Origin of the sequence: Psychrobacter sp. VH5 (assembly GCF_050572635.1) — a bacterium.
In the GTDB taxonomy this organism is placed as follows: domain Bacteria; phylum Pseudomonadota; class Gammaproteobacteria; order Pseudomonadales; family Moraxellaceae; genus Psychrobacter; species Psychrobacter celer.
This window is the reverse complement of sequence record NZ_CP192145.1, coordinates 985,978-999,473: the sequence shown is the minus strand read 5'-3', so window position 1 is coordinate 999,473 and position 13,496 is coordinate 985,978. Positions and strand designations below refer to the sequence as shown.

General features: G+C 44.9%; 13 protein-coding genes. 4 read left to right on the top strand and 9 right to left on the bottom strand.

All coding sequences use genetic code 11. From position 1 onward, the window contains the following. Positions 1 to 12 precede the first annotated feature (12 nt). Positions 13 to 897: a 23S rRNA (adenine(2030)-N(6))-methyltransferase RlmJ gene (locus ACNFVB_RS04295; protein ID WP_192994880.1), complete on the bottom strand. Its 885-nt coding sequence runs from the start codon at positions 895 to 897 to the stop codon at positions 13 to 15. Between the two features lie 131 nt (positions 898 to 1,028). Here ACNFVB_RS04295 and ACNFVB_RS04290 point away from each other — a divergent pair, with 131 nt between their 5' ends. Continuing rightward, positions 1,029 to 1,784, top strand: coding sequence for a 2OG-Fe(II) oxygenase (locus tag ACNFVB_RS04290; protein WP_430738197.1), 756 nt, complete (start codon positions 1,029 to 1,031; stop codon positions 1,782 to 1,784). A gap of 114 nt (positions 1,785 to 1,898) precedes the next feature. Then, complete coding sequence (gene dapE, locus ACNFVB_RS04285; protein WP_430738196.1) at positions 1,899 to 3,101, top strand: succinyl-diaminopimelate desuccinylase; 1,203 nt, start codon at positions 1,899 to 1,901, stop codon at positions 3,099 to 3,101. A gap of 180 nt (positions 3,102 to 3,281) precedes the next feature. On the opposite strand, the gene ACNFVB_RS04280 is transcribed toward dapE, so the two are convergent. After that, positions 3,282 to 4,382: a hypothetical protein gene (locus ACNFVB_RS04280; RefSeq protein WP_430738195.1), complete on the bottom strand. Its 1,101-nt coding sequence runs from the start codon at positions 4,380 to 4,382 to the stop codon at positions 3,282 to 3,284. 17 nt (positions 4,383 to 4,399) lie between these two features. Between ACNFVB_RS04280 and ACNFVB_RS04275 the strand changes: the two genes are divergently transcribed. Next, positions 4,400 to 5,565, top strand: a protein-coding gene (locus tag ACNFVB_RS04275) for an IS3 family transposase (protein WP_430737065.1) whose coding sequence is annotated in 2 segments (ribosomal slippage) — positions 4,400 to 4,658 and positions 4,658 to 5,565 — 1,167 coding nt in all. Because the reading frame shifts where the segments join, the coding sequence is not laid out codon by codon here. Positions 5,566 to 5,730: 165 nt separating this feature from the next. On the opposite strand, the gene ACNFVB_RS04270 is transcribed toward ACNFVB_RS04275, so the two are convergent. From ACNFVB_RS04270 to ACNFVB_RS04245, 6 genes are all read right to left on the bottom strand, one after another. Beyond that, a complete protein-coding gene (locus ACNFVB_RS04270; protein ID WP_430738194.1) occupies positions 5,731 to 6,225 on the bottom strand; it encodes a GyrI-like domain-containing protein in 495 nt (164 codons plus the stop codon). Positions 6,226 to 6,290: 65 nt separating this feature from the next. Continuing rightward, positions 6,291 to 6,500 (bottom strand): Fe-S cluster assembly protein IscX, encoded by a 210-nt coding sequence (iscX, locus tag ACNFVB_RS04265; RefSeq protein ID WP_071003236.1) that lies wholly within the window; start codon positions 6,498 to 6,500, stop codon positions 6,291 to 6,293. 147 nt (positions 6,501 to 6,647) lie between these two features. Next, the gene (locus tag ACNFVB_RS04260; protein ID WP_430738193.1) at positions 6,648 to 7,187 is read right to left on the bottom strand and encodes an acyl-CoA thioesterase; all 540 of its coding nucleotides are present in this window, start codon (positions 7,185 to 7,187) and stop codon (positions 6,648 to 6,650) included. 142 nt (positions 7,188 to 7,329) lie between these two features. Next, positions 7,330 to 8,730, bottom strand: coding sequence for an NAD(P)(+) transhydrogenase (Re/Si-specific) subunit beta (locus ACNFVB_RS04255; protein WP_430738192.1), 1,401 nt, complete (start codon positions 8,728 to 8,730; stop codon positions 7,330 to 7,332). Further along, positions 8,727 to 9,065, bottom strand: coding sequence for a proton-translocating transhydrogenase family protein (locus tag ACNFVB_RS04250; RefSeq protein ID WP_201584915.1), 339 nt, complete (start codon positions 9,063 to 9,065; stop codon positions 8,727 to 8,729). Before ACNFVB_RS04250 ends, ACNFVB_RS04255 begins: the two co-directional genes overlap by 4 nt. A gap of 97 nt (positions 9,066 to 9,162) precedes the next feature. Then, positions 9,163 to 10,320 (bottom strand): NAD(P) transhydrogenase subunit alpha, encoded by a 1,158-nt coding sequence (locus tag ACNFVB_RS04245; protein ID WP_288998570.1) that lies wholly within the window; start codon positions 10,318 to 10,320, stop codon positions 9,163 to 9,165. Between the two features lie 496 nt (positions 10,321 to 10,816). Here ACNFVB_RS04245 and yaaA point away from each other — a divergent pair, with 496 nt between their 5' ends. Then, positions 10,817 to 11,617 (top strand): peroxide stress protein YaaA, encoded by an 801-nt coding sequence (yaaA, locus tag ACNFVB_RS04240; RefSeq protein ID WP_430738191.1) that lies wholly within the window; start codon positions 10,817 to 10,819, stop codon positions 11,615 to 11,617. A gap of 210 nt (positions 11,618 to 11,827) precedes the next feature. Here the strand turns inward: yaaA and groL are convergent, their stop codons facing one another. Continuing rightward, positions 11,828 to 13,480, bottom strand: coding sequence for a chaperonin GroEL (gene groL / locus ACNFVB_RS04235; protein ID WP_430738190.1), 1,653 nt, complete (start codon positions 13,478 to 13,480; stop codon positions 11,828 to 11,830). Between the last annotated feature and the right edge of the window lie 16 nt (positions 13,481 to 13,496).

Here is a 13,496-nt window from a genome sequence, read left to right as displayed (position 1 = left end):
ATAACGGTATCCTTATTCGCCAACTAGCCAGCGGACATTGGTGGCACTATCAGGTGTCAGCTCTGGCGCATCAGCTACTTTTAGAGCAGGCTGCAAAAAGCGCAATATCTCACGGGCATGACTATCAAATTGCCATGGCGGATTGATGACGAGCAAACCTGTGCCATTGAGACCCACGGCGACATCATTTGGATAGATATTTAGCTCACAGACCAGCTGACGTCTCATCTCGGTACGCTTGAGTTTTTTGTAAAACAGCTCAACGGCTTCGATGTTTTTGATCGGGAACCACAGTGCATATGTGCCTTGTGGCCATTTATTATAGGCGGCGACGAGTAAATTGATCAGACGCGTAAAGTCTTTATGCTCTTGCTCATAAGGAGGATCAAGAAAGATAAGACCGCGGCGCTCGGCTGGCGGAATCACAGCGGTGACGCCTTCAAACGCATCACGATGATGAATGCCAATGGGCAGTTTGTACAATTGGTAGTTGAGCGCGTCATACTCGCTGGCTTTGGCCTCAAACGCTTCGCCGCGTACGCCAGTGTTTGGGTTTTTTTCGATATGATGGGCGATCCACCATGGCGAACCTGGGTAGACTTTATTATCATAAGTGGCTTTGGCTTGCTTGATGCCTGCCAGATAGTCTTTGACAGCCGCTGGGGCTTGTGCCATTTTGGTGTCATCGAGCTTTAACAATGCTTTGATGCCGCCCTCGGCTTCACCAGTTTTGCGCGCTTCTTCACTGCTGAGTGAATAAAGACCGCGACCACCGTAAGCGTCGAGCGCATAAAAGGGTTTGTTTTTTTGGCTTAGCTGATTAAGCAATTGCACCAATAAAATGTGTTTTACCACATCAGCAAAGTTACCAGCGTGATAAGCGTGTTTATAGTTCATAATCTCAAAAGTTTAAAGTAAGAAAAATTGCATCTATGGTAGCATAGGCAGCGTAAAAGATAATGTGGTTTTGGTAAATGCTCTTAATAAAAGGGCTTTGAATGCCAGCTGATTGATAATAACGAGGTGAGATGACTAATATTATTAGCAACCTAAATGTGACAAAGCTGGTGGTCGATCATCCGATAGGACAGGACAACCCTCCGTTACTATCTCCAGACAGTCATAACGATGACCAAGACGCGCTTACCCAGCAGGTACTGCAACTGTCTGATTTTGCAGTCAGCTGGAAAAATAAGCTGACGGATAAGCAGCTTGATACATTTGTCACTGATGGCTGGCTCACTATTGATAATGTATTTAATAAGACCGCATTACTTGCGCTACAGGCTGAAAGTGGTTTTATTGACTATCGTGATGCGGCGCTAACCGCTGGCATTCGTATCAGTGATATCCGCGGTGATAGAATACGCTGGATCACAAAAAACTTTTTTGCTGGATTTTATTACTTGCAGTCCATCAACGCGCTAGCTGCTTTGTTCAATCAAAGCTTGTTTGCGGGTATTCGTCATAGTGAGGCGCATTATGCCTGCTATCCACCCGGCTTTGGCTATAAGTGGCACAGTGACAATCCGGCAGGCCGTGATGAGCGTGTTATCTCAGCGGTTTTTTATCTCAATGATGAATGGACAGCCAGCGATGGCGGCGCGTTAGAAATCATTGATAAACACGGCAGCCATCACAGTGTCATGCCTGTTGCCAATCGACTGGTCATATTTGATAGCGATCTGCAACATCAAGTACAAATCGCTCATCGGCAACGCTACTCTATTGCAACATGGATGCGCCGAGATGGTTTGGTGCCGTTTGTTGAAGATAGTATGTAAAAGGTATAAATCTATCATAAGCCGCTACGGCTTGTACCGTGGCTGAATGTTCAACTTACCCTAGTCTTTAATCCAAAATCTTATCCTCTCACTTTATAATAAAAAGGTTTTTTCATGTCTGACGCTCACAATCAAAACATGACTCATCAGCAGCAAACACTAGACTTAAGCATCGCTTTGCTTGAGCGCCCTTCCGTCACTCCAGATGATGATGGCTGCCAAGATATTTTGTCGTCTCGCCTAGCGCAAGCAGGGTTTGACTGCGAGTTTATGTACTTTGGTAATAAAGAACAAAGCGGCGAGCATGCAGAAGTCAAAAACCTCTGGGCACGCCGTGGCACGACGGATCCCGTCATTTGTTTTGCTGGTCATACAGACGTGGTACCAACGGGTGATGAAAAAAACTGGACGTATCCACCATTTACGCCAACCATTGCTGATGGATATCTATGGGCGCGCGGTGCGGCAGATATGAAAACGGGCATTGCAGCCTTTACCATTGCCGCCGAGCGTTTCGTCGCGAGTCACCCTGAGCACAATGGCTCGATTGCCTTTTTAATCACTTCAGATGAAGAAGGCCCCTCTATCAATGGCACGGTGAAAGTCATTGAAACCTTAGAGGCTCGTCAAGAAAAAATTACTTATTGTCTCGTTGGTGAGCCGTCAAGTACTGATACGCTAGGCGATGTCATCAAAAATGGCCGCCGCGGCTCGTTGGGTGCGGTGTTGACGGTCACTGGCAAGCAAGGCCACGTCGCTTACCCGCATCTGGCCTGCAACCCTATCCATGCGGCGATGTCTGCGCTCAGCGAGCTGACATCAACAACTTGGGACAACGGCAATGGCTACTTCCCGCCCACGACTTTACAAGTCTCAAATATCAATGGTGGTACGGGCGCAACCAACGTCATCCCCGAAACCTTAGAGGTCGTCTTTAACTTTCGCTTCTCGACCGAAACCAGTGAAGAGGAACTCAAAGCAAAAACACATGCCATTTTCGATAAGCATTTTGCTGATAGCAAAGCCAGTTATGATATCCAATGGAAATTATCTGGTCAGCCGTTTTTGACCCCTGAAGGCAAGCTGGTTTCGGCCTGTCAAAATGCGATCAAGTCAGTCACAGGTACAGACACGACGCTATCGACATCAGGCGGTACGTCCGATGGACGCTTTATCGCGCCGACTGGTGCGCAAGTGGTCGAGCTTGGTGTCCGTAACGCCACTATTCATCAGGTCGATGAAAAAGTGGAAGTCGATGATTTGGGCAAACTTGCGCAGATATACGAAGGGATTTTGGAAAATTTATTATTGGATTAGTCGTAAATGATAAAAGCAAAAAAGCGCCATCTCATTTAGATTTGGCGCTTTTCTCTATTTTCGAGTTTTTTATTGCTTTACTATTTTTGCTTATGCATTCTCATACTTAATAGAACTAAATCTTAGATGATAATCACTACTTTAGGAATATACAATAAAACAATTCTTATTTAATTAGCATTAGCTCTCATCTATATATTCAGGTACAGATATGGTTCCGCTGTCCGTAAGAAAATAAGTTTGACGCATCGGTTTAAATGGTGACTCTTTTGCTACATCCAACGAAAGATTAGACAGTAACCCAAATACAATATGTGCATATTCTAAGCAATCATATTTCCCATGACTATTTAAAGAGTTTTGTCGAAGCTCTGAAAACTGTTCAATGTATTTGTCGAAATGGTTTCTCTTACTACGGTCACTATATAATTCTGAGGGATTATCAGGTAAAGGGAAACGGACTGAAACCATCTCTTTAGAATCTGGTAAAACTAAATATTCTTGAATAGCATATAAGGGAAAGTTAGCCAAATTGATAGGAGCAGAGTGCATTACTAAATCGCGGTACTGGCCTAACTCATATAACCAACCTCCTTCACTCATCTCAATTTCAAAATAAGATTCTAATTCAGATTGTTTTTCAATTTCTTTTAAAGATTTGAATAATCTACTTGCTGAAGTTATTTCATACTTATAATTTTTACGAATCTCTCTGATTCTTTCTTTTAAAGAGCCTTTGCCAGAATAGTTATACACATACTCACATAAGTAGTCGCGCAGTATTCCAGCATCAAACAAAAAAGAGTGAAATTCCTGATAAACTAAATCAGTGAAACCATCCTGAAAACGTTGTCCATTTTTAAAACTATTTTTCAAAGCTAGCGCATTTAACTGATTATGATAAGCCAAGCAAAGGTTTCTCAAACGGTTATTTATTGAATTTAACTGAAAGTTAATTCTATTAGAAATATCATATGCGAGACCATTTTTATTGTGAAATGCTGATAAAGATAAACTAGCCCACTTATCCATAGCATCCCAATTAGGCCATATAGTGTCCTGTTCGACATAGCCTCTGAACTGCATTGGTGCTTTACCAGTAGCCTCAAGAGGGTTAGTTATAAAATCAACTCCTACAATCAATAAACTACATTTTTTAAGAGCATAATATAATTTATCAAATGTCTCTATTGTGATTTCACATACTTTCCCATCTATAGTTTTAGGCCATAATGAGCTATGCTGAAGAAACCGTACAAGTAAACTTGGTAAACTAAGCATAATAACAGGAGTTTACCATGACCAAGAAAGTAAGAACCTACAGTGACGAATTTAAAGCCGAAGCTGTTAAAAAGATAGCAGACAACAACGGCAATATCTCAGCCACTGCAAAGCAGCTTGGCATTGCCATGCAAACGCTCTCAAATTGGCATAACAAAGCCAATCAAGGCAAACTTGTAGGAACAAAGCAGTATGACCCTGAACTTATGAGTGCGCTTGAAGAGGTAAAACGCCTAAAGCGGCAGCTCAAAGTGGCTGAAGAGGAGCGCGAAATACTAAAAAAGGCGACGGCGTACTTTGCAAAGCACAGTTAGTCAGGTACGCCTTTATCCAAGATAACCAGCACTTCTTTAGCATCACCACTATGTGCCGCGTACTACAGGTTAAACCCTCAAGCTACTATGACTGGCTAGGTCGTGATATCAGTGACCAACAAATACATCGCAACCAGTCTGAGCTGCTAGTCAAAGCCGCACACATTGAAACTAAAGAGCGTTATGGTATAGATCGTCTGCATGCCTATCTAAGCGATCAAGGGCATGATATTAGTCTATACATGGTCAGACGTATTAAAGAAGAGTTTGGCATTAAATGTCGTCGTCACAAACGCTTTAAAATCACCACTGACTCTAATCACAACAAACTGGTCTATGATAACGTGCTTGATCAGCAGTTTGACGCTAAGCGCCCTAACGAGTCGTGGGTCAGCGACATCACCTATATCTGGACGAATGAGGGTTGGCTGTACTTAGCAGGGGTCAAAGACTTATACACCAAAGAGCTTGTCGGTTACGCTATTAACAAGCGTATGACGGCAGATTTAGTATGCCGTGCACTCAACATGGGGATTAAGAATAAACGACCTGCTAAAGGGCTAATCGTTCATTCTGACAGAGGCAGTCAGTACTGTAGCCATGCCTACCACAAGATCATTAAACAGCATCAGTTTACAGGATCTATGAGTGGCAAAGGCAATTGTTTCGACAACGCTCCGATAGAAAGTTTCTGGGGCGTCTTGAAGAATGAGCTAGTGTATCACCAGAACTATAAAACTAGATTTGCAGCCATCAGCGATATCATTGGCTATATTGAGCTGTATTACAATCAAACGAGGATTCAAAAGGGCTTGAGCTATAAGTCGCCAAGACAGATGTGGTTTGATTATTATCGTCAAGCTGCGTAACTAAAATCTCCCAAGTTTAAGTCTACGGGATTGACGGCAGGGGTCATAATGTGATCACGTCACTTAGCGGTTCATTAGTAGCAAGAACTCCACCCGACAAATATACGATTCTTCCGCAATATGGCCAATCTTTATTCATAGTTATCCTATAATCTAACGATGGATTTACTTAATACCTATATAAAGGTCGACTTGGCCGTACTCTAAATTCCCATCGATATAGTGCTCAAAGTCTACATCAAAGTTGCGAGTGTGTTCACAGTTTGGATCATTAAAGTACTCCCATGCCTTTTCCCATGCATTCATGACGGTATTAGGCATATGGCCTTCTTCAGAAAATACCAAGTACTTTCCTGCAGGAATATTTACCGCGACCAAGCCGCCTGCAGGATTAGGCGCGCTTGATGCCTCAGGTTTACCCGTCACCTCCCAACTGGCCACCACATCAAACGCGCCTGCTAAATCATCACTCTCATAGTTATGATAAATACCGTAAATATCTTCGCCTTCAGGCAACTGTCCTGCGTAATTCTGGTAAAACTTCTGCCACAATCTACCAAGCTTGGCAGTGTCGTGGCTAATCTCAGCGTGATTGGTGGTACGAATGCTAATACCCTTACACGCTATCGCTTCGGCTAACTCTTTAATTTGAGACATCATGATGCTGCCTGCCCTGTTGCTCTCTTTTATTGTTATTCGATGTACTGTTAAAGAAGAAAATCACCTTAATCGGCTTCATCGATCCAATTCATCTGAATGGCTTCTAAAATACCTTCGTTTGAGCGCTGTGGATCATCATCAAAGCCTTCAAGCTCAGTCACCCAGCGGTGCAAATCCGTAAAACGAATGTACTGCGGGTCGACCTCTGGAAACTTCTCATAAAGCTCAATGGCGATATCGAGGCTGTCTGTCCATTTTAGTTTTTGCGGGGTCATGGTATCTCCTTAGCGGTTATCATTTAAAAAGTCTTCTCAAGACGTTGATCGGCTAAATTATCAGCCTGTTTATTCACCTCTATCCTACCAAACTTCGCTAACTGATTATAGCCAAGTTCTTTATACAAACGGCTTTGATTAATCAGCCTATTTGGCAGACTTTACAGATTTAATCGCTACTTGATGCGCATTCCATGAGTCGATGACGTCATTGGTCTGCTCGCCGAGCATATCCAATACCGCCGGCGCGCACTTACCTTTTTTATCGGTCAAGACAAACTTCGTCATCCCAATACCCATCAGTTGATGTTTGACAAAAAATCGCGTTTCAAAATACACATATTTTGTATCCCAACCGACAAGCACGCTATTTACTGTCATTTTATTTAGAAATTTAATTTCTTTAAGATAGACCATCTCTTGCATGGCGATAATCCAGCCAAGATTTTTTATTCCCTTTTGATGACAGCAAGTCATCAGCCAGTTGGTGATGTTTAATTCTATAAAAGACAAATAACGATAGTTGGGCAGATGATCGCGAAACCCCATATCGTGCGGCAAGACACGGTATTGACGTACTATCGGTGCGGCCAACATCTCGGCGCTCAGACACTGTTTTACTGAATGTTTATCACGCTGCTGTTTTAGTAAACTAATCATAATAAAAAAACGTATCAACATGTTCATAAATGACTCTCTTAATTCTGATTTTGTATAAAGTCTAACTGAATAGAAAGATGGCTTACCTTAACGCAAAAAAGCCACCTAAGTGACTTTTTTATTTAATAAAACATACTCAAAACTTATACTGAAAAGCTGATTTTAGCGATTAATGACCGCCGCCATTAATACTACGTACCATCTCTTCGACCATCTTTTTGGCATCGCCAAAGATCATCATGGTTTTGTCCATATAGAAGAGGCTGTTATCAAGACCTGCATAGCCGGTGCTCATCGAACGCTTGATGACCATCACCGTTTGCGCTTTGTTGGCTTCTAAAATGGGCATACCAAAGATAGGAGATGTCGGATCGTCTTTTGCTGACGGGTTGACGACGTCGTTGGCACCGATGACCAAGACCACATCGGTACTGGCAAAGTCGGAATTAATCTCATCCATCTCTAGAATATCGTCATAAGGCACGTCGGCTTCTGCCAATAGTACGTTCATGTGCCCTGGCATACGACCAGCAACAGGATGAATGGCAAAGCGAACGTTGACACCTTCGTCTTTTAATAGCTCATACAATTCTTTTACCGCGTTTTGCGCGCGGCCTTGTGCCATACCGTAACCTGGTACGATGACCACATTGCTGGCATTGGACATAAGGAACCCTGCGTCTTCTGCTGAGCCTGATTTGTATGTTTTTGGTGCGCCATCATCACCGTTTGCAGCGGCCGCTGACGTGCCCATACCGCCAAACAAAACGTTTAGTAGAGAGCGGTTCATGGCTTTACACATGATATAAGACAAAATCGCACCTGAGGAACCGACGAGCGAACCTGCGATAATAAGCATTGAGTTGCCCAGCGTAAAGCCAATACCTGCTGCCGCCCAACCTGAAAATGAGTTCAGTAGCGACACGACCACTGGCATATCACCGCCGCCGATAGGCGCAATCCACATCCAGCCAAAAATCACTGCAATCACTGTCATCGCATAAAACGCAGGCAAGGAATCCGTGACAAAATACACCCCGCCAAACCCAATCATCGCTATAAATAGCAAGGCTTGGACAGGTTTTACCCAGCCGCCAGTGATTGTTTTTGCCCAGCTTTTTGCCGCAAGCTTACCAAAAGCAAAGACAGAGGCAGAAAAAGTAATCGCACCGATAAAGCACCCGATAAATAGCTCAACACGGGCAACCGCGCCATGCTGCTGCTCGGTATGCAGTACCGTGGCCAGCGCAATCGCCACCGCTGCCAAACCGACAAATGAGTGCATCAACGCTACCGTTTCTGGCATTTGCGTCATCGCGACGGTTTTTGCTTTCCACATGCCGACGATGGCACCTAAGATCATCGCACCGATGATTAGCCACAGCACAGGGCCTTCTGCTAAGAAAAAGGTAGTGATAACAGCAATTGCCATCGCTGCCATACCGAAGCGGTTACCACGAATCGCTGTCTTTGGACTCGACAATCCGCGTAACGTTAAAACAAAGAGGATAGCGCCGACTAAGTAAAACCAATCTGCATTGGTGGCAATAAATTGGGTTAAATCGCTCATGCATCACCTCCATTTTCAGATGTTGCTACTGGCGCTTTTTTTGCTTTGGGCTTAAACATCGCGAGCATACGTTCAGTCACCGCAAAACCACCAAAGATATTGATACTGGCCAAAAATACCGCAAAAGCACCAAGCAAACTGGTCGGGGTAAACATCGAGCCGTCGATATGGATAGTCTGTAGCATCGCACCGACGATCACGATACTTGATAAGGCGTTGGTCACCGCCATCAATGGCGTATGTAGCGCTGGGGTCACGCCCCAGACAACGTAATATCCAACAAAGATAGCGAGTACAAATACGGTAAAAATCGCGACAAATGGTGTGCTACTCATGGCTGCACCGGCAGGCGCTGCCGCTAAAATGGTGGCAATCATCTTATCCTCCTAAAAATTTATTCGTGTCTGGCAAATGTATGGCGACCAGCAAGGGCTAGCGTTTGGCCAAGCGCACTTGGTTGTCGTGGGTCACTGCCAGTGCACCCTGAATCTCATCTTCCATATCTAAGTTCAGTGCCAGTTTGTTTGCTGACGCGTCATCTGTAGCAGCTGGTGCAATTAAGGTGGTGATAAAGTTGACAAGGTTATTGGCATACAAGTCTGAAGACTGCGCCGCAAGCATTGATGGAATATTGGCCGCGCCAACGATACGTACGCCATTGTCTGTGGTGACGGTCTCATTTGGCGCACTGCCCTCGACGTTACCGCCCGTTCCAGCTGCCATATCGATCAGCACCGAGCCGGCTTTCATTTTGGCAAGGGTTGCCTGATGGACTAAGCGCGGCGCTTGACGACCAGGGATTTGTGCTGTGGTAATGACAATATCGGCATTGCTTAATGCTTTATCGACGACTGCAGCCTGATCTTTGATATATTGTTCTGATGGCGTCCACGCATAGCCGCCCGTCGCTTTGGCTTTTTGTGCTTCGTCGTCACTCATTGGCACATCCAGCCATTTACCGCCCAGCGACTCCACCTGCTCTTTTGCGGCAGGGCGCAGATCACTGGCTTCTACCACCGCGCCCAAACGCTTGGCTGTCGCGATGGCTTGTAACCCTGCAACACCAACGCCCAAGATCACCACTTTGGCGGGTTTTACTGTCCCTGCCGAGGTCATAAACATCGGAAATGGACGCGAGTATTCATTGGCCGCCAGCAGCACTGCTTTGTAGCCTGCAAGGTTGGCTTGTGACGACAGCACATCCATGTTTTGGGCGCGTGACAGTGTGCGAGGCAATAGCTCCATCGCAAAGGCCGTAACGCCCTTAGCAGCATACGTGTCTAGCTGCGTATTGCGGTAAGGGTCTAGCATACCGACGACGATTTGGCCTGCACTCAAACGCTCTGTCACTTCGGCGGGCAAGTCGTGAATGGTGGTAATAATTTGAGACTGGGCAATCACCTCGGCGCTGCTGCTGGCAATGTCGGCTCCTGCCGCCTGATACAGCGCATCAGCATAGTAGGCTGCCTGCCCTGCACCTGACTGGATGACGACCTCAAACCCAAGCTTACGCAGTTTTTTGACCGCGTCTGGGGTTAGCGCGACACGGCTCTCGCTTGCGATATCTGCACTGATTACACCGATTTTCATACCGTCTCCTTACTTACGTCTAATGACTTTATTTACGTCTCAATGACTACCTTTAATACCCTCAACGCACATTTAAAAAGCACAGGGGACAAAAAAACCTTTGGTCGTTGTTGGTTCAAAATGTTGACCAAAGGCTATCAATTTAATAAATGACGACTACATCACCATCATGTCTTTTTATTATAGAGACATCATCCGCCAACTTTCATTGCCTAATGGTGACCAACAAGTAAAATTAAAAGTTAGGCATTTACACCATCTGGATAACTTTTATTGTTATATTAAACACTTTTATTTTTCTACGAAAGCTAACCCCTTGCCAAATATAGCGTACTGGCTATCCTAACCCCCTTTCAAATGTTTACTTTTCTTCGATAACGCAGCAAAACCTATCCAACCATGACGTCAAATCACGTTAAAATTGCATATAAGGTATAATCAGAGTACTTGACACCGCGATAGACAGATCATTGATTTCACAGAATAAGGATTAGCCATGTATTTTTTACTCTCTCCTGCCAAGTCTTTAAATGAGACAGACGATATCCCTGTCAACCTAGGCAACTACTATAGTCAGCCTGAGCTGATTGACCACGCACAGGCACTAATGAAAATACTAAAGACAAAAGAGCCGGTTGATTTGCAAGCGCTGATGAGTATCTCGGATGATCTGGCGCAGCTCAATGCGGTGCGCAACCAGCAGTGGCAATGGGATAACGACAAACCTTTTACCACCAAAAATGCCAAACCTGCCGCTTATCTATTTGATGGTGATGTTTATACAGGTCTGGATATGTATGGTATGGACAAGGACACTGCCCTCTACATCAACGAGCATTTGGGTATTTTGTCAGGTCTTTATGGTGTGCTAAAACCACTCGATTTGATTCAGCCGTATCGCTTAGAGATGGGCACTAAGCTGAAAAATGAGCGCGGTGACAACCTATATGAGTTTTGGGGCGAGGAAGTGACTGATGTTATCAATGCACGCATGGCTGATAGCGAAGACAAGGTATTGATTAATTTAGCGTCTAATGAGTATTTTAAGTCGGTAAAAAAGAAAGCATTAAATGCTAAGGTTATCACGCCCAGATTTGAGGATGAGAAAAATGGCAACTATAAAGTGATTAGCTTTTATGCCAAAAAAGCCCGTGGATTGATGGTGAAATATGCTGCTGACCATAAACTGACCAAGGCTGAGCAGTTAAAGCAGTTTGATTTGGCGGGATATTACTATGTCGATGAGCTGTCTGACGACAAAACGTGGACATTTCGTCGTGATGAGGCAGATGCGTAATCTTTTAGCCAAAACATACTTATCTTGCATAAAAAAACCCCCGATAAGCTCAGCCTATCGGGGGGTTTATTTGGACTAGATTTTACAGGTACGTGATATTATTCATACTTTCAGCGAAAAGCGATTTATCAAGGAAGACGAGTGAAAATAGTACCTATTGTACATTGAGCGCGTCTGACAAAGAGAAATCGCTTTGTAGCAGAAGTAGAATTACATCATGCCGCCCATTCCACCCATACCGCCCATTCCACCAGCAGCGCCACCCATAGCAGCCATTGGGTCATCACCTTCTGGTAGATCAGTAATCATCGCTTCAGTCGTGAGCATGAGGCCTGCAACAGAGGCAGCGTTTTCTAGCGCTGAGCGTGATACTTTGGCAGGGTCAAGGATACCCATCTCTAGCATATCGCCATACTCGCCACTTGCAGCGTTATAGCCATAGTTACCGCTACCGCCTTTTACCTCATTGACGACTACTGACGCTTCTTCGCCTGCGTTGGTGACGATTTGACGAAGTGGTGCTTCCATCGCGCGGCGTAGGATGTTGATACCTGCGCTTTGGTCGTCGTTGTCGCCAGTTAAGTCAGACAAGGCACTCATCGCACGGACTAATGCAACACCGCCACCAGGGACGACACCTTCTTCAACCGCAGCGCGAGTGGCATGTAGCGCATCGTCAACGCGGTCTTTTTTCTCTTTCATTTCTGTTTCAGTAGCCGCGCCGACTTTGATAACGGCTACGCCGCCTGACAGTTTGGCCACACGCTCTTGTAGCTTTTCTTTATCATAGTCAGAGGTAGACTCTGCGATTTGACGGTTGATAGACTCAACACGATTATCGATGTCGGCTTTGTTGCCAGCACCATCGACGATAACGGTGTTTTCTTTACCAACAGTGACTTTTTTCGCAGTACCCAATTGCTCTATAGTCGCAGTCTCAAGGCTCAGACCAATCTCTTCAGAGATGACCGTACCACCAGTGAGCGTTGCGATATCTTCTAGCATGGCTTTACGACGATCGCCGAAACCTGGTGCTTTAACAGCACAAGTTTTTAGGCCGCCACGCATGTTGTTGACCACTAGCGTAGCCAATGCTTCGTTTTCTACGTCTTCAGCAATAATTAGCAATGGCTTGCTTTGCTGCATCACTTGCTCAAGTAATGGCACGATTTCACGGATGTTGCTGATTTTTTTGTCAACTAGCAAGATGTATGGGTTTTCAAATTCAGCTGTTAGGCTGTCTTGCTTGTTGGCAAAGTATGGGCTGATATAACCACGATCAAACTGCATACCTTCGACTACTTCTAGGGTATCTTCAAAGCTTGAACCTTCTTCAACCGTGATCACGCCTTGCTTACCGACTTTTTCCATCGCTTGCGAGATCAGCTCACCGATTTTGGTGTCTGAGTTGGCAGAGATAGAGCCTACTTGGGCGATTGCTTTGTGATCATCAGCTGGGGTAGATAGATTATGAATCTCTTTAACTGCTTCGCGTACTGCTTTGTCGATACCGCGCTTGAGATCCATTGGGTTCATGCCAGCAGCGACAGACTTCATGCCTTCTTGCAAGATCGACTGAGCCAATACGGTTGCCGTCGTGGTACCGTCACCAGCGACATCGTTGGTACGGCTCGCGACTTCACGAACCAATTGTGCGCCCATGTTTTCAAATTTGTTTTCAAGCTCAATCTCTTTGGCAACCGACACACCGTCTTTGGTGATGGTTGGCGCGCCAAAAGACTTATCGATCACCACGTTGCGACCTTTAGGGCCTAGCGTGACTTTTACGGCGTTTGCCAAAACGTTGACACCGTCCATCATTTGCGTGCGAGCATCAATACCGAATTTTACATCTTTTGCCATGTTAATTTACTCCATT